At 52.6% G+C, this 22,847-nt stretch carries 14 protein-coding genes and 1 pseudogene; 10 read left to right on the top strand and 5 right to left on the bottom strand.

What is annotated here, in order from left to right:
• Nucleotides 1–48 precede the first annotated feature (48 nt).
• The 6 genes from Mal52_RS13290 (at nt 49) to Mal52_RS13265 (ending at nt 12,053) form a co-directional block, all read left to right on the top strand.
• On the top strand, nt 49–513 hold the full coding sequence (locus Mal52_RS13290) for a phage terminase small subunit P27 family (protein WP_145376694.1): 465 nt from the start codon (nt 49–51) through the stop codon (nt 511–513).
• Nucleotides 513–2,129 carry a terminase large subunit gene (locus Mal52_RS13285; RefSeq protein ID WP_145376693.1) on the top strand — a complete coding sequence of 539 codons (1,617 nt, stop codon included), beginning with the start codon at nt 513–515 and terminating at the stop codon, nt 2,127–2,129. Before Mal52_RS13290 ends, Mal52_RS13285 begins: the two co-directional genes overlap by 1 nt.
• 81 nt (nt 2,130–2,210) lie before the next feature.
• Nucleotides 2,211–6,110 carry an SIR2 family NAD-dependent protein deacylase gene (locus Mal52_RS13280; protein WP_145376692.1) on the top strand — a complete coding sequence of 1,300 codons (3,900 nt, stop codon included), beginning with the start codon at nt 2,211–2,213 and terminating at the stop codon, nt 6,108–6,110.
• Nucleotides 6,111–7,157: 1,047 nt separating this feature from the next.
• Nucleotides 7,158–8,072 (top strand): endonuclease/exonuclease/phosphatase family protein, encoded by a 915-nt coding sequence (locus Mal52_RS13275; RefSeq protein WP_197534882.1) that lies wholly within the window; start codon nt 7,158–7,160, stop codon nt 8,070–8,072.
• A gap of 66 nt (nt 8,073–8,138) precedes the next feature.
• Nucleotides 8,139–11,036 carry a hypothetical protein gene (locus tag Mal52_RS13270; RefSeq protein WP_145376690.1) on the top strand — a complete coding sequence of 966 codons (2,898 nt, stop codon included), beginning with the start codon at nt 8,139–8,141 and terminating at the stop codon, nt 11,034–11,036.
• A 513-nt stretch (nt 11,037–11,549) separates the two neighbouring features.
• Nucleotides 11,550–12,053 carry a hypothetical protein gene (locus Mal52_RS13265; RefSeq protein WP_145376689.1) on the top strand — a complete coding sequence of 168 codons (504 nt, stop codon included), beginning with the start codon at nt 11,550–11,552 and terminating at the stop codon, nt 12,051–12,053.
• Between the two features lie 443 nt (nt 12,054–12,496).
• On the opposite strand, the gene Mal52_RS13260 is transcribed toward Mal52_RS13265, so the two are convergent.
• The 4 genes and pseudogenes from Mal52_RS13260 to Mal52_RS13250 form a co-directional block, all read right to left on the bottom strand.
• Complete coding sequence (locus Mal52_RS13260) at nt 12,497–13,027, bottom strand: hypothetical protein (protein WP_145376688.1); 531 nt, start codon at nt 13,025–13,027, stop codon at nt 12,497–12,499.
• 158 nt (nt 13,028–13,185) lie between these two features.
• On the bottom strand, nt 13,186–13,434 hold the full coding sequence (locus tag Mal52_RS13255) for a hypothetical protein (RefSeq protein ID WP_145376687.1): 249 nt from the start codon (nt 13,432–13,434) through the stop codon (nt 13,186–13,188).
• Between the two features lie 145 nt (nt 13,435–13,579).
• A pseudogene (locus Mal52_RS30500) lies at nt 13,580–13,693 on the bottom strand (DUF6011 domain-containing protein); the annotation flags it as partial.
• A 30-nt stretch (nt 13,694–13,723) separates the two neighbouring features.
• Nucleotides 13,724–14,533: an IS5 family transposase gene (locus Mal52_RS13250; RefSeq protein ID WP_145376686.1), complete on the bottom strand. Its 810-nt coding sequence runs from the start codon at nt 14,531–14,533 to the stop codon at nt 13,724–13,726.
• A 324-nt stretch (nt 14,534–14,857) separates the two neighbouring features.
• Here Mal52_RS13250 and Mal52_RS13245 point away from each other — a divergent pair, with 324 nt between their 5' ends.
• Entirely contained in the window at nt 14,858–15,442 is a 585-nt protein-coding gene (locus Mal52_RS13245; RefSeq protein WP_145376685.1) for a hypothetical protein, read from the top strand.
• 602 nt (nt 15,443–16,044) lie between these two features.
• The gene (locus tag Mal52_RS13240) at nt 16,045–16,902 is read left to right on the top strand and encodes a hypothetical protein (RefSeq protein ID WP_145376684.1); all 858 of its coding nucleotides are present in this window, start codon (nt 16,045–16,047) and stop codon (nt 16,900–16,902) included.
• Nucleotides 16,903–17,535: 633 nt separating this feature from the next.
• Here the strand turns inward: Mal52_RS13240 and Mal52_RS29755 are convergent.
• Nucleotides 17,536–17,688 (bottom strand): hypothetical protein, encoded by a 153-nt coding sequence (locus Mal52_RS29755; RefSeq protein ID WP_197534881.1) that lies wholly within the window; start codon nt 17,686–17,688, stop codon nt 17,536–17,538.
• An 815-nt stretch (nt 17,689–18,503) separates the two neighbouring features.
• Between Mal52_RS29755 and Mal52_RS13235 the strand changes: the two genes are divergently transcribed.
• Nucleotides 18,504–21,272, top strand: coding sequence for a type I restriction endonuclease subunit R (locus Mal52_RS13235; RefSeq protein ID WP_197534880.1), 2,769 nt, complete (start codon nt 18,504–18,506; stop codon nt 21,270–21,272).
• Nucleotides 21,269–22,735: a restriction endonuclease subunit S gene (locus tag Mal52_RS13230; protein WP_145376683.1), complete on the top strand. Its 1,467-nt coding sequence runs from the start codon at nt 21,269–21,271 to the stop codon at nt 22,733–22,735. Before Mal52_RS13235 ends, Mal52_RS13230 begins: the two co-directional genes overlap by 4 nt.
• Nucleotides 22,736–22,847 lie beyond the last annotated feature (112 nt).

The raw sequence follows: 22,847 nt of genomic DNA, 5'->3' as shown, positions 1-22,847 counted from the left end.
AGCTGGGTAAAGCATCGTTTCGCATCAATTGATGCTGGAAAGCATGTCATGCGAGGTCGCAAACCGAAGCCAACAGCATTGAAAACATTGGAGGGAAATCCGGGTAAACGACCGCTCAATGCTCGCGAACCGCATGCTCCCCCCGAGGTTCCCGACTGCCCGGAGCATCTCGACGATGTGGCTCGTGCCGAATGGTTCCGTACGGCGAAAGTGCTCATAGACATGGGCCTGCTGACCTTGGCCGATCGCTCGGCCCTAGCAGCTTACTGCGTGGCCTATTCCCGTTGGGTGCATGCTGAAGAGCAAGTCAAAAAGTACGGCACGATAGTGAAATCGCCAGCCAAGGGATTCCCGATGAAATCGCCGTATCTGACTGTCGCGGATCAGGCGATGGAAGCAATGCGAAAGTTGATGGTTGAGTTTGGCCTCACGCCCAGTAGCCGCAGTCGGATCAAATTACCCGAAGGTGCTGGTGCGGTGGATGAGTTTGACCTGTTCCTGGAGGCTGGCTGATGTCGCTTGAGGTCGATTCCCGGACGTCGGATTGGATACGCACGTCCGCCGATGAGCGAGCGGTTGCTGATGGTTGCTGGTTCGATCTCCATGCTGCCGAGCGCGTCCGCACGTTCTTCCGCAAGTTCCTCAGACATTCAAAGGGGCAATGGGCGGGTCAACCGTTCGACCTGCTGGAATGGCAATGGCAAGAGGTCGTCGCTCCGCTATTCGGCTGGAAACGTCCCGACGGGACGCGGCGGTTTCGTCGCGGTTACATCGAGGTCCCCAAGAAGAATGGCAAGAGCACGCTCTTTTCCGGGCTGAGCCTGTACCTACTCGTCGGCGACAATGAACCGGGCGCAGAGATCTATTCCGCTGCCGTCGACCGTGACCAAGCTTCAATTGTCTATGGCGAAGCGGCGCACATGGTCGACGAATCGCCCGACCTCTCCCGGCGTTTGAAGGTGGTACGTTCTACCAAGCGGATCGTGTATCACCGCACGCGGTCGTTCTACAAGGCGCTCTCGGCCGATGTGCCGGCCAAGGAAGGTCTCAATGCGCACGCGGTTCTAATCGACGAACTGCACGCCCAGCGGACACGGGATCTGTGGGACACGCTCCGCTACGCAGGGGCCTCTCGTCGGCAACCGCTGCAATTGGCGATCACAACCGCCGGCTACGATCGGCACTCGATCTGTTGGGAACAACACGACTACGCACTCAAGGTGCTCGACGGCACGATTGAGGATACCTCGTTCTTTCCATTCGTCGCTGCGGCCAACGACGAGGCAGATTGGACCGATCCCAACGTCTGGAGAACAGCCAACCCCAGTTTCGGAATCACGATCAACGCGGACCAGTTCGCTGAGGACTGTACCGAAGCCCAGGAATCCCCCGCCAAGGAGAATTCATTCCGCCGCTACCGCTTGAATCAATGGACCGAGCAAGACGTCCGGTGGCTCAGTATGGACAAATGGGATGCTTGCGGCACGCCGCTGGAGAATCTGCGTGGGCGAGTTTGCTTCGGCGGGTTGGACCTCTCGTCCACGACCGATGTCTCGGCGTTGGTGCTGGTCTTTCCGGATGAGGACGAAGGGCGGTTCGATGTGCTACCGTACTTTTGGGTTCCTGAGGAAGGCGCCCGCAAACGGGAACGCCGCGACCGTGTTCCGTACGTGCAGTGGATTCGTGACGACCACATGGAGGCGACGTCCGGTGAAGTGGTCGACTATGATGTGATCCGCCGCCGGATCAACGAACTCAATGAGCAATTCGAGATCCGCGAAATCGCCATCGACCGCTGGAACGCCACGCAGTTGGCGACGCAATTGGAAGGAGACGGCTTCGAGATGGTCGCCTTCGGACAGGGTTACGCCAGTATGAGCTCGCCGACGAAGAAGCTTGAAGAGGTGGTCCTCTCTCGAAAACTAGCCCATGCCGGCCACCCGGTGCTACGTTGGATGGCCGGTAACGTCTCGATCGAAACCGACGCCGCCGACAACTGGAAGCCGTCGAAGAAGAAGAGCGTGGAGCGGATCGACGGCATCGTGGCGTTGATCATGGGGTTGGACCGGGCGAGCACGCAGGACGTGTGCACGAGCGTTTATGACAAGCGGGGGATTTTGTCGCTGTAGATGGGCCAAGTATCTCCAACCCACAGAAAATCTTACGAGCGCAGGTATTTAGCGGCAATTATTTGATAATATGATCCCATTGTGTTGTTCGACTTGCTTGGGATTCAAATCAATATGCGCTTCACCTCTAATGGTCCCTCGATACCTGATGAGCTCCTAAATGCGCGTGACGAGGGGCGCGTCGTATTCTTCTGCGGCTCTGGCGTTTCGCGCGAGCGAGCCAAATTGCCCGATTTCTTTGAGCTTGCTGAGGACGTAATTGACAGACTTGGTGACGAAGAAGACAGCGATGCTCGCAAAGTGCTTATTAAAGTCCGTGAGATAGGACGCGACATTGACGTTCCGGGGCTAATCTCTGTCGACCGTGTCTTTGGGCTTCTAGAGAGAGACTTTCCGGCTTCTGAAATCCAAGCAGCCGTGGCGAAAGCACTGATCGGAAATGCTGAACCGGATACATCAGCACATAAGATACTATTGCGATTGGCAACAACGAGCGATGCCAAAATACAGCTCGTAACCACGAATTTTGACAGATTGTTTGAGAAATGTGGTCGCGATGTCGAGTGCGTCTGCCCCCCTCGCTTGCCGGACGTCGCGAAATACGATGAGTTGGATCGCATCGTCTATCTCCACGGTCGCGTAAATGATGAATACACCGGTGCCGATGGAAATGAGTTTGTGTTGTCCAGTTCAGATTTTGGACATGCCTATCTCTCTGAAGGCTGGGCTGCAGAATTCTTCCGTGAGATCGTACACCGATATGTCGTATTATTCGTGGGGTATTCTGCGGATGATCCGCCCATAAATTACCTGCTTGAAGGGTTACGTCGCAATAAGGGTTTGTCGCGACTCCTTTATGCTTTCCAAGCTCAGGAGTCAGGGGAGACTGCTGATCGTTGGAGCCATAAGGGCGTTGAGGCAATTCCGTACGATCCACTGGATAGTCACCGTTCCCTCTGGGACTCATTAGAGCTATGGGCTAAACGTTCTGATGATCCGACTGCGTGGCGTCAAAGCACGATTGCAAAAGCGATGAATGGCCCGCAGCGTTTACAAGCGTATGAACGAGGACAAGTGGCCCACATCGTTTCAGCGTGCGACGGTGCTCGAGAATTTGCTGAGGCAGTGCCGCCTGCGGAATGGCTGTGTGTTTTTGATCCATCATGCCGCTATGCCCGCCCGCAACGCCGCCACTGGTTTAAAACCGAAGAACCAGTGATCGACCCGTTCGATTTGTACGGGCTCGATTCCGATAAAGTGCCCGAAAGGGGAAGCGACGATAGTCCCTTCCTGACGGATAAAGCTCCAGCCGATGCTTGGGATGCTTTCACGGCTAACAACTATGACCTCCGTACCATCTCCAACCTAAATACACCTGCCATTCGAGGTCACGATACGGCGCATCTCCTAAAGCTACCGAGTCGATTGTCGCATCTGGGATCTTGGATAGCATCTGTAGCGAGTCAGCCAGCGTCGGTGTGGTGGGCCTCAATGCAGGACCCGCTACATCCTAGTGTTCGCAGGGAGATCCTGTGGAGACTTCGTCTCTCTCAGGAGGACGTTTGCCCTGAAATTGAAAAAGCTTGGAGATATTTGGTGGCCGCTTGGGATCAAAGCGAAGAACGTACCGAGCGCGACTGGTACGACCTGAATGCGACGATCGACCGCGACGGATGGAGTCCCTATGCCGCAAGAAGGTTCGTCACAGTCACTCGTCCGTACATTAATGCTTCACCGGCCTCAATGTCTGGTCCAATCCCTCCCCCAAATGACGCAGAGGTTCGTTTGAGAGATTTGGGTCGATTTCGAGTCGAGTGTCCCGTTCCCCTACTAGACATCGAAATTCCCATCGAGTATTTGGGCGACGTCATAAGTGGCTTTCGCACGAACATTGAACTATCTGTTCATCTGTGCAATGAGCTGGATGATCCTGAACTATTTCGTATTAGCCCCATCGTCCCCGACGAAAATGCGCAGGTGAGCAGTCACACTCGTAAGAATGGTCTGTCGGGTTATATCCTTTGGTTTGCTTCGACTTTTGAGCAATTGTGCCAATGCGACAAGACAAAGGCGCGACAAGAATATTCGGTTTGGCCCAAGGGCAGCAATACAATCTTCAGCAGGCTAAAGGTGTGGGCCAGCGGCAATCTTGACTTCGCATCTCCGCACATGTTCTACACTGCTGTAATGGAGATGAGTGACGAGGAGTTTTGGGACTGGAGTCACCAAAGAGATCTTCTGCTATCGCTCGCTACCCGCTGGACACAACTTTCAGACAAATCACGAAGTCGAATCGAAACTCGCTTGCTCCAAGGTCCAAAACAACGCGACAGTGAAGACGATACAGTGTTCACGCAGCGAAAGGCTCGACTTACGTTGAATCGTCTTCAATGGCTCGCTGGCCAAGGTTGCATATTTGCTTTTGATGTGCATGCAGAAATTGAGATTCTTCGAGTGGCAGCACCTACCTGGAAGCCCGAGCATGCACGGCGCGCGGTGGATTCGACGGAAACGCAATTCAGCCCTGTAGCGATAATTACAGAACATGAGTTGTTGTTGCAAGAACCAATTTCATCGATTCTATCGGTCGCCGAGAATCTGACGGGGCGAAGCGAACAAAACACCTTTGAGAATCACGAACCATTCAAGGGGCTTTGTGATAGTCGCCCGCGTCGCGCCTATCTCGCTCTCCTTCATGCAGCTCGCCATGGTGAGTTTCCGATTTGGGCGTGGAAAGCATTTTATTCGTCGTTTGAGGCGGTTGGTACCACGCCGGATTCAGAAACAGATGCACGTCGCCAACAACTCATCGCGCCAGTTGCCGAGCGGCTTTGTCGTATTTCGGATGAGGTATTAAGCTCACTCCTATACCCGTCATCATGCTGGCTCCGAGAAGTCACCAAACCCCTATCTTCGGGCTATCCACAGTCGTTTGACAAATTGACTTCAAAACTCATCGGAGTCATTCATCAATACCCGGAAGAAGATGAATCGTCACATCTGACCACGGGGCGCAGTCGCGATTGGGTGACGGATGGACTTAAATCCTCCTCTGGCCAAATTACAATGGCGATATTCGACAATTCATGGCTAGAACGTGACGACATTGATACATCGCCATCTGCGACTTGGTTGATTCAACTCGAGAGACTTTTGGCCGTGGGCAATAATCCTCGCCGACAGGCAATTGCAACAATGACGCACCATCTGGGTTGGTTTTACCATCACGTACCAGAATGGACGTCGCACAATCTTTTATCGATCCTCGACGCGGAAGACCAGCACGACCAAGAAGCCTTTTGGGCTGGCTTCCTCTGGAATCCAAGAGTGAATACCGTTGGGCTTTACTCAAGACTAAAGCCCGGTTTGTTGTCGATTGCGAAATGCGGGGGCGCGTCACAGGAAGGGCGAATTCAAGCGTTGGCATCTGAGATCCTTTCGGGCTGGATTAGCCGTGATCAATCGGACGGTGAGCGTTTGGTGTCCAATGACGAGTTCCGACACGTCCTCTTGCATGCAGGGGACGAATTCCGATCTCATGTGATTGGGCAGTTTCAAGGAGCGCTGAACGACGATCCGGTAAACGACGGAACCGTTTGGTTGGACGATGCAGTCGAATTATTCGACAATGTATGGCCTCGTCAAATAGCGGTCAAAACACCGACGATGACCAATCGATTGTGTGGATTGCTCATTTCGAACGTCGAGGCGTTTCCTCGGTTGGTGGACGTCGTTCTCCCGCTTTTGTCGAAGGTTCCTTCGAGCGTCCATTTTCGTTTACATTTTGGAGGCGAAGCCGATGCAATCATCCAACAGTATCCCGGTCCAATATTAACGGTCCTGTACACGGTGATGTCTGATGAGATTCGAAACTGGCATAATCGCATTGATGGCGTGCTTGAAAAAATCGGCGTGGCAGATAGCCGTTTAGTACAAGATTCCCGTTATCAAGAGCTATTAAAGAGGTGGAATTCTCGATAACGACCGGGTGCTTGGCAAGTTCTCAGTTTACGCGGCCATGACATCGAGCGCACTTCAGATGAGAATTCACCGGAGGTTATGCGAAGTATCGGGTTGGTGATTCATTCGTGGATCGCGTATTCGCCTACCGATCCAACACGAACAAATTCACCGCCAAAGTCGTTTGCTGGGATTCGACCAGCCCCTACCACGGCCCGGTTCTAGATTGCGATTGCTACGACGTTAAATTGAAAGTGCGGGTTTCTAGTGTTGTGGATTCTCTTGATGGGTTCGAAGTTGCCAGCATTCAACGCAAATTCGCTTCGATTTGTCTGTATCTCATTGCATCTCGAGCTTGCATTAGTCGGGTGATTTGTTTGATTCCGATAGCCAATGGAGCTTTCGACACATTTTGAGTGGGCAGCGACAATCGTTAAACGTTGGAGCACGGCTTCTCTACCACAGATAACACGTTCGAAGTACGAGTTCGGTTCTGGCGGGCGTTTGGATGTCAACAGGAATGAACAACACAATGCGGCATTGGTTAATCCCGGTAGTTTGAACGTAACAATCACCCGAATGTTGGCTGCGATACAGCTGAGAATTCGATGGGATGGTACTTACCCGGATCGCCGCACCCCAAACCAAACCGTCCTCGGCCAACTAAAGGCAGTCATGCCACGCTATCTAATGGTAAACCCCAGAAAGAACGTTCTTGTGTCCCGTATAATGCGACGGTAGCATCTTTACGTAGCAACACACGAACCAGCAACGATGCTCGCGCCGAGCATTCGACTTCCACCTGCAGTTCCAGTACGTGTTATGACCATCCGGCGCGAAGCGCTTATTTATGGGAGGTGCCCCCATGAGAAGATGGTGCGACCGGGCTACAGCGACTTGGATTATGGTTCAGCTGTTCTCATGGACGGTATTCCAGACTGCCGTACATCGCGTCACATTGCCCCCCTAGGTGGCAATCGCGCGAAGTTCACTGCTAAGAGCCATCCGCTCATTCTGCGATTTGTTCACATACCAATTCGAATGGCATACAAATTGGAGACACCAATCATGAAGCGTCAGTTCTTATCTGCTGTTGTGGTTCTCGCTGTAAGTTTTCCTTGCTCGCTTTCCGCTGCTGACTTCTTTCGCATTGGCACGTTCAATATCGAGCGTCTAGGGTCACGATCACCGGGGCAACAGCCAATTGCCATCGCCGAGCATATCGATCTTTCGGGCGCGGACGTAATTGGACTGCAGGAAATCGACGTAACTACGACAGTAACTGATGACACGTCGACGCCCTATGACGATTCACGTCGCAACGACGCATTGGACACAGCGTTTGCGATTTTAAGTCAAGAGGACGATGTGGATTGGAAATATGAACTATTTCCCAATCGCGACCCCAACGATTCTACCCAGCTTTGCGGAGTAGCCTGGAACGCGAAACAGATTATACGCGACGGAGCAGCCTTCCCAATTCCTATCACAGGATCGAACGCGAACCGCATTTGGGATCGGCGACCACATGCCGTGAAGCTCTCTTACGCCCCGGGCAAGACAGATGTTGTCTTCATTCCAGTTCACATGAAATCGAATTTTGGTAGCGCAGCCCAGGGACGAGCGACTCGCAAGAAAGAAGCCAATGCACTCGTTAGCCAATTGGCTGCCGTATCAGCACATTTTGGTGATGACAAGGACATCATCGTCGGTGGCGACACGAACATTTTGGCTGCGGACGAAGACGCTGCGGAAATTTTCGGTAATGCAGGGTACCGAGATACTAACAGCCTCGATGCCACGACTTTCATTGGCTCGGGCCGGGGCGCGCCTTTCGATAGGTTTTTTCTTTCGGACGAGCCTGAGTTTGTCTTTGCTCGACAGTACATTCTGCAGGCGACAGAGCCAGTTGCTCATGATGAGTACCTGTCTGACCACCAAATGGCACTGATCTCGTTTCGAGTAAAAGCGGACGATGATTGAGACAAGTACAATTCAGCAACAATTTCCATGATGGCTCTTCACCGCGTGCAAAAATAGGTGCGTAAAATGGTCGATCCCATTCGCGAGAATACGTCTGAGCAACCTCCGGCTGCGTCCACTCCTCCACCTCCCAGTGGCGATGAGGAAACCCGCAGAGTCGGATTGGCGTTTCTGAGGTTGCTGTTCTATACACGGTTCAGTCTGGCTGCAGGAATTGTCCTCATCTGCCTCGGGGTGCTTCCTTGGGTCCTACCCACCCCGACTATTACAGCCGTATACATTCAAAGCACGCCGGCACGCATGGCGACCTTGACGTGGATCTCATTCCTGGCAGCAGCGATGGTGATCATGACGTTTCGTACGACCCTCTACAATGCTGCGGCTCGGTTCAATGACCCCAGCATGAAACGTTTTGCGGAAAATACCACCGGGTGGATCTGGAGTATCCGCCGATTTAGCTGGCTCTTGGTTGGATTGCCCATCCCTTTCTCAAGTTTGGCGTTTACTTGGAGTGAAACCAAAGCGGCCGACATGGCAAATCCGTTCGCATTCGTTGCGGCCATGTTGATCGGCTTCCTTGTCGCGTTGCAATTATTGTATTTCGTGGCATTCATGAACCGAAAACTGGTCACAGCCAACGTGCACGACCCGCGGTTTTTTCCGTTTGACTTCAATCGATATTGGCGTCGTCCGGAAGGCTCGGCAAGGCTGGCAAGTAAAGACGAGACGGCTGCTAAAGCAAACCCGCTCTCCGGCGTTTCGTTACGCATGGGGCGTTGGATCGCTGAAATTTTGACAAAGATGCGATTGAACGATGGCTATGTTGCCGAAACGACTGTTTGGGTGAAGCGGCAAGAAGAAGTTGAACCTGTCAAGCTACGTTTACAGACGGTTGGTCACGGGCCGCTGATTTTGTTCACGCTGATACTGCTGATAATCCAACTGCTTGTCCTAACTTTCGGACAATGGGCCATGCGAAACATTGGCTGGATTCCCAGTGACTATGGCCCCTTTGGCACGCTGTTTTACTTGGTCGGCTTGCTGATGGTGTTCATAGGTATTGTTCCGGGAATGGCGTTTTATCTCGACCGGTTTCGGATTCCCACTAGTTGGTTCGTCGCTGTCGTTTTTTTCGCTGCCACAATGATCGATTGGCTCTTTCCAAGCTTTTTCATCGACCATACCTATCCAGTCGCACCTGCGCCAATCTATGTCGAAAATCAGAAGGCGGCTGATGGCTTCGATGAGGATGTCGATGTCGAGGTGAGCGACCATTTTCTCGCGGTTCCCATTACACTTGAGGAAGTGATTGAAGGGTGGGCCACTCGCCAAAAGAAACTTGCTAGGCCCGGTGAAGTGCCTAATCGAACGTTTGTGGTGGTGACAGCCGCTGGAGGCGGTATTCAGGCGTCCGGCTGGACGACGACGGTGCTCAGCGGGCTTGCGGAACACCCGGAACTTCATGAACTAGTCGGCGGAATTGGAGTAGTAAGCGCCGTTTCGGGGGGAAGCGTTGGTGCATTGCAGTTTTTAACGAGATATCCCGAATTGATGGATTCCTTCAAGGAGGATGACGAGCAGTTTCGCCGGCTCCTATTAGGTGATGCAATCGACCAATCGACGCGTTCGAGCTTGGAAGCGGTTGGCTGGGGGCTATTGTTTCCAGATACATGGCGGAATTTCGGCATCGTGCGTGATCCTACCTACGACCGCGGCTGGGTCCAAGAGCAGGTTTGGGCCGATCGTATGAATCTCCGCCGCTTTAGTGAGAAAGGTGAACCGCACTTTGTCACCGACTGGCAGCGAGCTGATTGGCGATTGGGGCACCTAGCATTTCGAGTGAAGGCGGGAGAACTCCCTGCAGTGGTTTTCAATGCATTCAGCACAACTACCGGACAGCGCATCTGGATGGCGCCCTTTCAACTGCGTGGGCCCGACGTCGACCGCCTGCCGCTAGCGTATACGGAATTCGCCGGGGCGTTAGGTATGCAAATGAAACTCTCGACTGCCGCTAGGATATCGGCGTCTTTCCCGTACGTTTCGCCAACTTGCATTGCGAACTCATATGACCATGCAGCGTTGGAGACGGCCTACCACTATTCGCAACACTTGTTGACGAACTGCCACTTGGCTGACGGCGGATACACTGACAATGAGGGACTGCTTACGGCGCTAGAGCTCATCCGTCAACTTGATTTGTATTACGATGGCCACCGGGATACGTGCCCCTTCGATCAAGTCCTGCTGTTGAGAATCGCGCCGTTTCCAGCTCCCGAGCAGGTCAAGGAGGCCGAACTCGATCCGTTGATGGCGTCTGCCATTCAAAAAGATCCACCGTACCTGCAAAGCATGGCCGGTCCGGCACTTGGACTTTATCGTGGCCGGACCGTGACGCAACTGGAACGGGGCGATCTCGAGGTCGACATCTTTGGGAATCTATTCGCACTCCGTGAGAGTTTCCAAGAAGAAATCTTGGGTTTGAAATCAGAATTGAAAGCCCACAACGGCATGCATGAGGCAGTTGATTGGCAGGCCGTCAAAATGAATGTCCGTCAAAACCCGACTACTCAGCAATACGAACTGGCCAGTGCCGATGGAAACGCCGAGGGAAATATGGCCGTAGAGCTAGGTCGCGGACTCCGTTTTGATCATATATTGGTTGATTTCCGCGTAGAACGTGAAGGAAATAATGTCCACCCGCCGTTATCCTGGAAACTCAATTCGCAACAAAAACAAGACCTGCGTAAAGCATGGGAAAATTGGCAACGGAACAAGCAGCTGGCCGATCTCCTCGCACCTGATGGAGAGACTGAGGTCGCGAAAACACCGCTCACACCAGTCATGTTCGACGCAACTCCCTCGCAATGGTCGCCGGTGCAGTCCAATCTTCCCGCCCTCAAAACGGCACCTAACATCTTAAAGCTAAAGAGAAAACTGCATCGGGGTAAGAAGGGTTCCGGTTAGCTGGTGGCAAGCCGAGCACGAATCGTGAATTCAGCATGACTCTAGTTGGCGACATTAGGGTTAGCGGAATCCATCAAGCCGTGTGGATAGCTGGGCATAAAACCTGGGTGATAACACCTTCTATCACAGTCTTTCTGTAGCGGTTTACCAGTGTGATTGGGACCATCCGGGATGCGTTCCTACCTTACGATATTCATCGCTCTGTCATCTTCAAGTCTTGTTGCCGAAGTTCCATTCCGCTTTGTCTAGCAGCACTAATCCACGGTTGGCATAAAAATGAAAACATTGGAATTCTTGTATTTTGCTCTGCCCGAACACAGGTAAGGTAAAGGCTGCGTATGGTACCAACAGGAAAAGCCCTACGTCGTTCGCTCACTCGCCAAGCTATAAGTTTCAGGAAACTTGCAACAAGACCAAGCGCGCTTCTCCCAAGGCTTGCCCAACTTGCGTGTTTATTCAACATACTACAGAGATTTTGAAGTGGGTTCTAAAACATCTTAAAGGAGCTACTCGATGCGAAGCAGTAAACTTATCTTGGCACTTGCATTCTTTTTGAGCACAGTGGGCTTGCTTGTAACGGCTAATGCTCATCAAAACCGTAAGGCTGCGAATAAAAAAAGACTTCCCCTAATTACAATGCCATTGGCGGCGGCCGTAAATCCGACAAATAGCACTATAACTGTTTCTCTAACCAACACGTCTTCCCAAGATATAACCGTCTCGCACTATCTACTATTCGACAATCAAGGCGTTAACCGAACAGATTGGCTGAGTCCAGAGCCCACACCGCACAACATATTTGTCATTAAGGATAATTCAACTCGGACTTTGACGATCAAATGGACTCCAGGCGACCAATATCCAAGTCATTTAAAACTCGCTACAAACGGACCTCTAGTTGTCACGGTTTCTTGGCTGCAGACTATTGAAACCGGAAACGATCGCAGGAAACAAGATTGGGCCGAGAGCTATCTCCTCAACGGAGGAAATCCTCTGCGACCTAATCCGTCGAACTAACCAACACAATACAAACAACGATATTGGAATCGAAAACCACGTTCAGCCTTTGTGGCGGAGCGTGGTTTTTTTTGAAATACGTAACCGGATATGGATGGATGAAATCGATGTGCCCACATAGGAATGCCCCCGTTTATGACCAAGGTGGTATGAGGGTAACGGTTGGTTAGTTGTTTGTCTTGGCTTTGCAGATACAGCGGAATTCACGAAGCGGACGTATTCATGGCCGGACGCGTACGTCGAGCGCAGTCGCGTGGACGTGGGCGATGGTATACTCACGGAGCACGTTCGTACCACCGACGAAATTTGCCGGGTCGTTCGTGGCGTGAGAACTATTCGATTACCAATTTGTTATTTCTGACGTTGAGGGGGGCTGGTGTGAAAGATTATCGTGGCATCGAATTATGTGATCTGGTATCAAGCTGCTCACGTTTCGTAATGCTTCAATACTCCGCCGACAGGTCTCTCTCACGGTCATTCGCGATCAACACGCAATCGGACTCGCCACCGTAAGGGAACTGCACTTTGAAACGATACCCCGGACGTTGATTCGAGAAGCAATGCCAACAAGATATACCTGCACTGGCCCGCTCACCTTTGGAAATGACTGTCGCGGAACCACCACCCCAGGCAAGCCGCACACTTGCCAGGATGTGATGGGGAGTTTCTTGGGGATCAGCTGGTGAACCGTACGGCGCGACGACCCCTTGGTTTCCCACAGGCACGAACTGCGGTTTTTCAATACGAGCACTGATCCAAAGAAAGCCGACAGCGGTCGCCATGTCGACGGCCACCACACCCGCAATCTCAAACCGGCGATGCTCTTGGTGAATCCGCCGCGACATGGCGGCATTGACACTCCGTAATCGATCGCGTTCTGTGCAGGCACTTTCGTACTTCGGACGGTAACGATCTCTGTTGGATCGGAGTCGAGCCACCTCATCCGCCAAATCGCTCACGTTCAAATCAGCCATTGAATCATTCTCCCGATCGTCAGCGCGGCTTCGAAAACGACAGCCGTCGTGTGCAAGTGATTCATTTTCACGCCTTCGGTATGAAGTACCGTCCGGTCACCCAGCCTGAAATAAAACCGACCAGCAACCATCCAAATTCCGTCAAGGCCTTGCCCTCATCATTCAGACTGGTGCCCTAACCGTCGCATGACCTCCGTGTTCGCTTCGATCGCCCGCGCCGAATCGGCGAGGGCCAATTTCATATCAGTAATCAATTCCATCAACTCGGAATTGTTGAACGACTCGACCTCAGCAATCCGCTGCGCCAACTGCTTTTCGCGGCGCATGCTGTGATAAACGAAATAGAGCACAAGGACCGGCATCACTCCCAACTGTGAAACGACCTTGGCCAAATCCAGGAAGTCCATTTGTCCCCCTTGAAAACGAAAAAAGCCCCACCCAGCTTTCGCCAGGTGGGGCTTTTAGAAACCGACTGTCGGAGGTCTAGGGCCGACGAGGCGAAATATCAACCACCGTTCACCAGCCCTAGACGCGGGCATTCTTTATTGCGTTTTACTCCTCGTCAACCCCTGCCTTTTTCAATTCGGCTTGGCAACGCCTATAGCAAGTCGGCCCATAACCTCGATCGATTAACCGCTTGCTTTTTAGACGCCGCCCGCAAAGCTCGCAGAATCCGTTTTTTTTAAGAGCGTGTTTTCAAAATCCAATCCTCGCCTCCACCAACCGCCGTGACATCAGTTGCAGCATGCTGATGTGCACCATTGCTTCGCTTGACTCGACCGTCCGTTCATAATCCTTACTTAACCGTCGGCACTTTCCCAACCAGGCAAACGTCCGCTCCACGATCCAGCGCTTGGGTAACACCACAAACCCTTTCACGCCCACCGGACGCAGCACGGTTTGCACCGTCCAACCCAGCGTTAACTTCACCCAATCCGGAACGCCGTTGCGGCGATATGCCGAATCGGCGAAGACGACTTTGATCCCTTTCATTTTTTCCCACACGCGATACAGCACCAATAAACCGCCGTGCTGATCCTGCTCATCGGCAGCGTGCACGACGACCGCCAGCACCATGCCTAACGTGTCGACCACAATGTGACGCTTGCGGCCGGAGATCTTTTTCCCTGCATCATAACCGCGGTTTTCACCACCGACGTCGGTCGTCTTGACCGTTTGGCTATCGATGACCGCAGCCGTCGGCGTAGGCTTTTTGCCGGCAGCTTTGCGGACTTGTTTTCGCAACGCATCGTGAATCCGTTCCCAGGTTCCGTCATTTCGCCATCGCCAAAACAGGATGTAAACCGTGCGCCATTTCGGAAAGTCGTGCGGCAACAAACGCCACGCGCCGCCAGTGCGATTGATGTACAGAATCGCATTGATGATTTCCCGCCGACAGATGGTTTGCGGCCGTCCGCGATTGCTGGCTGCGGGGAATTGCTTTCGAATGATTTGCCATTGTTCGTCGGTGAGATCCGTGTCATACTTCGCGCGACTCGTTGTCATGGGTACCGCTCCCTCCTTGGTTGTTTCCCAAAACGGGAGCGGTACCTTTTTTCAATGTTTCAGTCAATTTGAAAACACGCTCTAAGAGATAGGTTTGAGTGCCGCCTCAACCCGCTTCCAACGGATTACGCCAGTTGACATTTGGAGTCATTATCGGTGCAATGAAACTAACGATGGCCCAAAAGTCGCTCAAGGGTAAACTATACACACGAGTACATCCACACCGTAGTTTTTGAGGGAATCCTCTTTGGGATTATCTGGAACCGTATAAATACTTAATTATGCAGATGGGACGAAGGCCATTTCAACGCCGAGGGCATTGCTATGAAATCTGAGGATGACCGCTCCGAACGTGTACCTTGCACGGTTTGTGGCGAGCTAATACACTCGAGCGCCAAGAAATGCACTCACTGCGACACGTGGCTCGACTGGCGGAGACACCTAACGCTCAGCAGTGTTGTTCTTTCGTTACTTGTTGCGCTTGTGTCTGTTTCGACGGTCGCAGTTCCGATCATTGTCAATGCATTCCAACCGAACGATGCCGTTATCAACGCGCGTATTCTCCGTGTTGGTGAAGGCTGGGGCACCCGGCATGAAGGCATTCCACCTCGAGCAAGGCAGTACGACACTACGTTTTTTTACGTACTGGCTGTCAACTCAGGCCCAAAATCTGGATGCGTAATTGAATGTCATGTCCATACCAAATCCGATGGATGGCAACTAGCCGCGACTGGCCCAGACATGTTTATGGAGGAACGCATAGTGATTAATCCGGGGCAAGCCCGGATCGTGCGCTATTATGTGCCGGAACCCTACGCCATGCCAAAGGTTCCAGAGGTTTTTCAGGTCAGGCTCACAGTCGCACGTTCAGACCTGACAACAAAACAGATTTCGCTTGAATTTTTGTGATCATTCAACGATCGCTCGTGTCGGTCCGCCCGCGAGGTGATCGAGTTCGTTAGCTACATGATGGAACCTTAAAAAAGACTAACGTTCAGTTGGTGCTGGTGTTGCTCGGCGCATTTTTGGCAGGCAGAAACGTGGTCTTCTCTGGGATGAAGTTGCTGATTGACGCGAAGGATCGGATCGTACTGGGAAAAGCAAACAGCGAGACTCTTTCTCCAGACTTCCGTCGACGCATCTTACTTTATGATTGGCTCCCGGGACGATTGGCACTCGCGACAATGTCCCTTACACTATCGGTGATCCTTCTATCTCCTCCTGTTCTGGCCGACTCACCCACTCAGGTATTGAAGATCGTTTGCTACGTCACGGTAGTGGTGCCCGTCTTCAGGATGTTGAACTTCACGATTGGGGCATTTTCGAATGGCGTTTCCTGAGGACAGCCTTGGTATAAATAGATCTTAGTCGGCGCGCCGCAGCTAACAAGCCGTTGCACACGAAGCCGCGAGGTTTGTTGAAATCAAAGTCATTTGCCGCGGCCCGGCGAACGGTGACGTTAGGCCACATGCGTTTCTAAATATAGTCACTAATGTCGTTCAGAGGATCATATGAAAAATAACGAAAGCTTGCGCACAATCGACACCGTAATTACACGTATCGAAACGCTTGAACGAAAGGCCTACCTGTATCGCCTTGCAACTTGTCTGTTATGCGTAGGCCTATTCTTGCTCGTGTCATTAGGCGCAGCCATGAACGTTCTTGGACCAGTGAAAGCAACCAGCTTTGTTTTGGTCGGTGCCGACGGAAACACGCTCGCTGAGTTCGGTGCGGTGGACAATGAGGTTGGCCTCTTCTTCATGGATGCAGATGGGGCGCGGTCAGGTGCGCTTCGCCGAGCCGCTGACGGCTCTTCTCGATTTGAAGCGGATGATTTCGTTGTTATTGATTCGAAAGGAAAGAATCCAGTTGCAAAGCTTGGACGCAACGGAAGCGATGAGCCCGGCCTGTGGATCCAGCAGGACTCGCAAGTACTTAATTGCATCCGTCAGCGGAAGGACGGCACTGTGTATTTCAAAGCCAATGATTACTACATCGCGAATAATAAGGGCTCGACGATCGCGCAATTAGGAACCGGTGTCTTAGACACGCCGGGTCTGTGGTTCGGTTCAGGAGACAACGAATACACATGTGTTTATCAAGGCAAAGATGGGCTGGTCACGATGCGGGCGAGTCGGTTCTTGGCGGCACCATCGAACAAGTACCATCTCGCCATGCTCGGTATCGACGGAAATGAAGGTAGTCTGTGGGTTAAAAGAACACCAAGGCCCAGCAGGCCCAATGAGAGTTCCGAACAAGGAAACGGCCGCCCAGTAAGAGAGAAAGGTAACGCGACAATCGGTGGCGCGTCGAAAGGAAAAACTAGGAATAATGACGCGCCTCGCACCTTCGCCCCACAAAAACAATGATCTTTAGAAAGTGCGGTAGGATTCAAATGCCACAGTTTTCACGAAAAACGCTACAGTTCGGATTCTTTACGGGATTGGTGTTCGCCGGTGCTGCATTCATCATAGCAGCTTGCTACTTGGCATATTTTCTTGTCGGAACGTCATCCAGTGTCGACACGTTGCTTGAGAAGTATGCGTCGAGCTCTTCCTTAAGCTCACCTCTTGATGCCACGAATCTCCGTTTGGCAATGCTGTCCCGGCTATTTGCGGCCCGTCTCGCTCTTCTATCATGTGGAACATTTGTTGGGTTGGCATTTGGATTTCTTGGATTCTCCTTGTTCTTGATTGGAATCGGGGATGAGATGGATGCGGAAGCTACATCGGAGCACTACAGCATTAAGGTTGCTCGCATGTCGCCTGGTGTGTTTGTCTTGCTGTGCGCCACTATGCTGATATACGGATGCGTTACGTTCGATGGGATCTCATTGAATTATTCTATACCTTCACAAGCCGTATCGACTGGCGCCGAATTCGGTACCTACGACGCTGATTCTCAAATCGAGGATGATACGTTGTCATCCGGTGAGCCTCCGCCGATAGCCCCAATAGGTAGTCTGAAGTGAATCGTGGCCTGAACGAGGGAGTGCTCATGGCCTAACCGTCGCATCTACCGGAGCGGCGGTCGCCAGCGGCTTGCGAAATCCAAGTCAACTCCCGCAGCCAGGTAATGCGGGTCGTTAAGTACTGAGAATCGCCAACCGTAAAGAGCTGAGCAATGCCCATCCGCTCGAGCAATCGACAAACCATCAAACCGGTTGACTCCATACCGCCGGTTCAGGAGACTCCGGAAAGTTTCAGGCGTTACCGATTCACATACCCTCTAAAGCCTGATCACCATTCACATCAGCTTCAGAAACACCAACTACACCGCCGCGAACATCATCAACAGCGTGATCAGGCAACCACCACCATAAAGATAGTCTTCGCACGTTTTACGCCTGCGTGGCCTCTCGCCATTGCTCACGGCGCTTTGACCTCCAACACGGCTTGCGGGATTTTCTCCGGCGCCGCTTTGAGAATCGCACCGATCCAATCGTCGCGTGAGGAGGTGGCCGGCTGAATCGACGGGTAACTCGCTGAATGAGCTTCGCGGACCTTACCTAGAATCCGCCACGCCTCGACCAGCTCCTGCAGCTGCGTCTTGGTGTGCAGTTCCAGAAAATCCTATATGATCGCCAGACACAAGCAATATATTGGAGCTTAAAAATAGGGATGGAGCAAGAAAACGAAGTCCCGTATTCGAATTCCATTGAATGAACTGCAAAAATGCATTTTGCCAGGCCGTGGGGACGAATCCACGGCATGGGACGCAATTTCCGTTAGCACGTTCTCGCTGTGGAAAATCCGAAATTGACCGCGTGCGTGTTGCCTAGTGCTCCCGACGGTTCAACGCGAGAAGTTCGTCGGTTCCCCTTCGTTAGACTCTTCCTCAATTCGGCGCATGTATTGTATAGGTCGTCATCTAATATTCCCGCGCCTGAGGTTGCACTTTATGTTTGCGACCTTGCTTAATTAACCGTATCCTGGGTGGACAGACATCTCCACCAACAGCGAGGGCCAGCGTGACGCCCGAAGAGAAAGCTCGGAAACATATTGACCACCAGTTGGCGCAATGCGGCTGGATTGTGCAGCACCGTGATGAAATGAACATCATGGCGGGGCTCGGCGTGGCCGTGCGCGAGTTTCCGTTGAAAACCGGATTCGCCGACTATCTACTGTATGTCGATGGCCGAGTCGCTGGCGTCGTCGAAGCCAAGCCAGAAGGACATACGCTGAGCGGTGTGGAAGTCCAATCGGCGAAATATAACGCCGGCTTGCCGGACAATCTCCCACACTACCACCTGCCGCTGCCTTTTGCTTATGAATCCACCGGCAAGCTCACGCAATTCACCAATTCGCTGGAACCTTACGCGCGTAGTCGGGACTTGTTCACATTTCATCAGCCAGCGGAACTGCAGAGACTCGTGGAACTTGAGGGGCAACTGCGGGGCAATCTTCGCGAAATGCCTGTGCTCAATACCGAAGGGCTGTGGAAACTCAAAATCGAGACGTTGACGAACCTGGAAAAGTCGCTCGCTGAGAATCGTCCGCGGTCTTTGATTCAGATGGCGACCGGTAGCGGGAAAACATTAACGGCCGTCGTCGCATCCTATCGACTCATCAAATTTGCCAAAGCGAATCGCATTTTGTTTCTGGTGGATCGCAATAACCTCGGTAAGCAGACACTCAATGAATACCAACAGTACGTCAGCCCATACAACGGTTACAAATTCACCGAGGAATTCAATGTCCAGCACCTTCGTAAGAATCTGATTGACCCGGCCAGCAAGGTTTGCATCACCACGATTCAACGGTTGTATTCCATGCTGAGTGGCGAAGATGAATACCTTGAGGAGAATGAAGAGTCGTCGCTGTTTGAATCGGAACCGTCGACGCTGCTGAAGGAACCGTTGCCAGTTGTTTACAACGAGCGGATTCCCATCGAAATGTTCGATGTGATCATTATCGATGAATGCCACCGCTCGATTTACAATATATGGCGGCAGGTGTTGGATTACTTCGATGCCTTTCTGATCGGCCTGACCGCCACACCGACGGCGCAGACGATTGGATTCTTCGGCGGCAATCTCGTGCAGGAATTTACGCATGAAAAAGCGGTTGCTGCCGGCATCAATGTGGGTTACGACGTCTATCGTATTGAAACACAGATTACCTCTGCGGGCGCGACGTTGAGCAGCCAGCCGGATGTCTTTGTTCCGCATCGCGACCGGCGGACGAAGCAGACGAAGTTTCGCGAGCTCGACAACGATCTGACCTACACCGCCAATCAACTCGATCGCGATATCGTCGCCTTGGATCAGATTCGGTTGGTGATCAAGACCTTCAAAGAGAAACTGTTCACCGAGATTTTTCCCGGACGGACGGAAGTCCCCAAAACGCTTGTCTTTGCCAAAACCGATCTGCATGCCGAGGACATCGTCAAGATTATCCGCGAGGAATTTGGCAAAGGAAACGACTTCTGCCAGAAGATCACGTCCAAGACCACCGGCAAGAAACCGGAGGACCTGCTGGCTGAGTTCCGTAACGCTTACAATCCCCGTATTGCTGTCACCGTCGACATGATCGCCACCGGCACCGATGTGAAGCCGTTGGAGTGTTTGCTGTTTATGCGGAACATCAAATCGGCGGGCTATTTCGAGCAGATGAAAGGCCGCGGCTGTCGGATTATTGATTCCGACTCGTTGCAAAGCGTGACGCCTGATGCTAAACACAAAACGCATTTCGTGATTGTCGATGCCGTGGGCGTTTGTGAACAGGACAAAACCGCCTCCAAGCCGCTCGATCGCAAACCGTCGGTCTCGTTGGATAAGATCCTCGCTGCGGTCGCTGCCGGTGTCGTCGATGCCGATGTGGTCTCTACGCTGTCTGCTCGTTTGGCGCGGTTGGAACAGGAATTGGACGATGACCAACAGGCAGCGATCACGCAAGCGGCCGGCGGCGTGGAATTGGGGACGCTGGCCGGCAACTTGCTGACGAGTATCGATCCCGATGTCGTCTTGCAGTCCGCTGTCGAGACGTTCGACATTCCTGACGGCGAAGAACCGACGGCGGAGCAGACACAACAGGCGGAGCAGGACTGCATGAAGCAGGCAGTCAAGCCGTTTCATGATCCCAAATTGCGGGACGCGATCTTGAACACCCGGCGAGCGCTGGATCAGGTGATTGATGAACAGACGCGGGATGTGTTGATTGACGCTAAGTTCGATGCGGTGGCGCTGGAGAAGGCGCGGTCGTTGGTGACAACATTTCGGCAGTTTATTGAGGATCATAAAGAGGAGATCGAGGCGTTGCAGATTTTGTATTCCCGTCCTTATCGGGCCGGGTTGCGGTATGGCCAGGTAAAGGAACTGGCCCAGGCGATACAGCAGCCACCGCTCTCAGCCAATGCCGAGCGGTTGTGGCAGGCGTTTCGGGCCGTTGAGCCGGAGCGGGTGCCGGGGCTGGGGGGCAAGCAGTTGGTCGACGTGATTGCCCTGGTGCGGCACGCGCTCGATCCGCAGCAACTGCTGGTCCCGATCGGCACGACTGTCGAGCAGCGGTATCAGGACTGGCTGGCCGAACAGTCCGCCGCCGGGGCAACGTTCACGGCGGAACAGCGGCAATGGCTCGACGCAATCAAGGACCACATCGCCGGCAGCCTGAGCATCGAGGAAGAGGATTTCGGCGACGTGCCGTTCAACCAACTGGGCGGCCTGGGCCACGCATACGAACTGTTTGGCGACCGACTGAGCGAGATTCTTGAGGAATTGAACGCGAGGTTGGCGGCATGAGTGGTACGAAAGGATTGCCAAAGGGGTGGGTATGGGCACAATTGGATGAAGTCGCCAACGTAAACCCACCGAAATCATCGCCAAATGTGACAGCAGACGAATTATTCAATTTCGTGCCAATGCGGGCTGTAATTGAAGAATTTGGTGGCATCGATGTTTCGATGACTCGTCCATTTTCTGAAGTTCAGCGCGGATACACCCAATTCCAAACAGGAGACATCCTGTCAGCAAAAATCACGCCATGCATGGAAAACGGAAAGATTGCTGTAGTTCCTCCCCTACGCCAGTCAGTTGCGTATGGCTCTACCGAATTTCATGTTCTACGACCGCACAACGGAATTGAACCACGTTGGATCGCCCATTACCTCTTTCAAAGCAATTTTCGACGCAATGCCCAACGAAATATGTCTGGAAGTGCTGGACAACTTCGCGTTCCCAAGCCATGGTTAAAATTGCAGCGAATCCCCGTTGCACCGCCAAACGAACAGCGCCGCATCGTCGCGAAGCTCGAAGAACTCTTTTCCGATTTGGATGCGGGGGTGGCGGCTTTGGAGCGGGCTCGGGCGAATTTGAAGCGGTACCGGGCGGCGGTGCTCAAAGCGGCGGTCGAGGGAAAACTGACCGCCGCCTGGCGCGAACAACAACCCGACGTCGAACCGGCATCGGAATTGCTGAAGCGTATTCTCGTCGAGCGGCGACAGAAATGGGAAGCGGACCAACTGGCCAAGTATGAAGCGAAAGGTAAGAAACCGCCGAAGGGGTGGAAGGCGAAATACAAGGAACCGGCGGCACCGGATACGGCGGGGTTGCCGGAACTGCCGGACGGGTGGTGTTGGGTTACACTCCCACAGGTAGGATTGATTGACCGCGGTCGGTCACGTAACCGACCCCGAAATGCTAAACATCTCTACGGCGGCCCGTATCCGTTTATCCAAACGGGCGAAGTTCGCCGGTCGAATACGTTTATCAAAGAATTCGAGAAAACATACAGTGAGTCTGGGTTGGCTCAAAGTCGATTGTGGCCAAAAGGAACACTATGCATCACGATAGCTGCAAATATTGCAGAAACCGCAATTCTCGATTTTGATGGCTGCTTCCCTGACAGTGTTGTGGGGTTTGTTGGCGATGCCAATCAAGTATCTGTTCGATATTTGGAGATTTACCTTCGGACAATGCAGAAACGCCTGGAAATCCTCGCGCCAGCCACAGCCCAGAAAAACCTTAATCTTGAGACCCTTAATGCTGTGGCTGTCGCATTTCCGCCTTTGAAGGAACAATTCCAAATCGTTGAGGAAGTTGATCTCCGGTTATCAATTGTTGATTCCATCGAGAGCGAAGTCGACAAACATCTTGTGAGATCCAGTCGCCTCCGTCAAAGTGTCCTAAAAAGAGCTTTCCAAGGTAATCTAGTGCGCCAGGATACGGCTGACAAACCCGCAGCCGCATTTGTGGGACAAGGATAGGTAGGCGCAAGATGCTTCGAAAACTTCGGAAATTCGCTCTCAGACGCTGCTGCTACAATTTATTGATATAACAGCCACGATATACGTAAGTACCCACCCGCTTAGTGATGTC

The sequence above is a fragment of the Symmachiella dynata genome (assembly GCF_007747995.1).
GTDB classification, from domain to species: domain Bacteria; phylum Planctomycetota; class Planctomycetia; order Planctomycetales; family Planctomycetaceae; genus Symmachiella; species Symmachiella dynata.
The sequence above is the reverse complement of the archived record's forward strand: the minus strand, read 5'-3'. Positions and strand labels throughout refer to the sequence as shown.

Coding starts and splice junctions, on each gene's coding strand:
- Mal52_RS13290 (WP_145376694.1), top strand. CDS start 49: ATGCGAGGTCGCAAACCGAAGCCAACAGCATTGAAAACATTGGAGGGA.
- Mal52_RS13285 (WP_145376693.1), top strand. CDS start 513: ATGTCGCTTGAGGTCGATTCCCGGACGTCGGATTGGATACGCACGTCC.
- Mal52_RS13275 (WP_197534882.1), top strand. CDS start 7,158: ATGAAGCGTCAGTTCTTATCTGCTGTTGTGGTTCTCGCTGTAAGTTTT.
- Mal52_RS13270 (WP_145376690.1), top strand. CDS start 8,139: ATGGTCGATCCCATTCGCGAGAATACGTCTGAGCAACCTCCGGCTGCG.
- Mal52_RS13265 (WP_145376689.1), top strand. CDS start 11,550: ATGCGAAGCAGTAAACTTATCTTGGCACTTGCATTCTTTTTGAGCACA.
- Mal52_RS13260 (WP_145376688.1), bottom strand. CDS start 13,027: ATGGCTGATTTGAACGTGAGCGATTTGGCGGATGAGGTGGCTCGACTC.
- Mal52_RS13255 (WP_145376687.1), bottom strand. CDS start 13,434: ATGGACTTCCTGGATTTGGCCAAGGTCGTTTCACAGTTGGGAGTGATG.
- Mal52_RS13250 (WP_145376686.1), bottom strand. CDS start 14,533: ATGACAACGAGTCGCGCGAAGTATGACACGGATCTCACCGACGAACAA.
- Mal52_RS13245 (WP_145376685.1), top strand. CDS start 14,858: ATGAAATCTGAGGATGACCGCTCCGAACGTGTACCTTGCACGGTTTGT.
- Mal52_RS13240 (WP_145376684.1), top strand. CDS start 16,045: ATGAAAAATAACGAAAGCTTGCGCACAATCGACACCGTAATTACACGT.
- Mal52_RS29755 (WP_197534881.1), bottom strand. CDS start 17,688: ATGGTTTGTCGATTGCTCGAGCGGATGGGCATTGCTCAGCTCTTTACG.
- Mal52_RS13230 (WP_145376683.1), top strand. CDS start 21,269: ATGAGTGGTACGAAAGGATTGCCAAAGGGGTGGGTATGGGCACAATTG.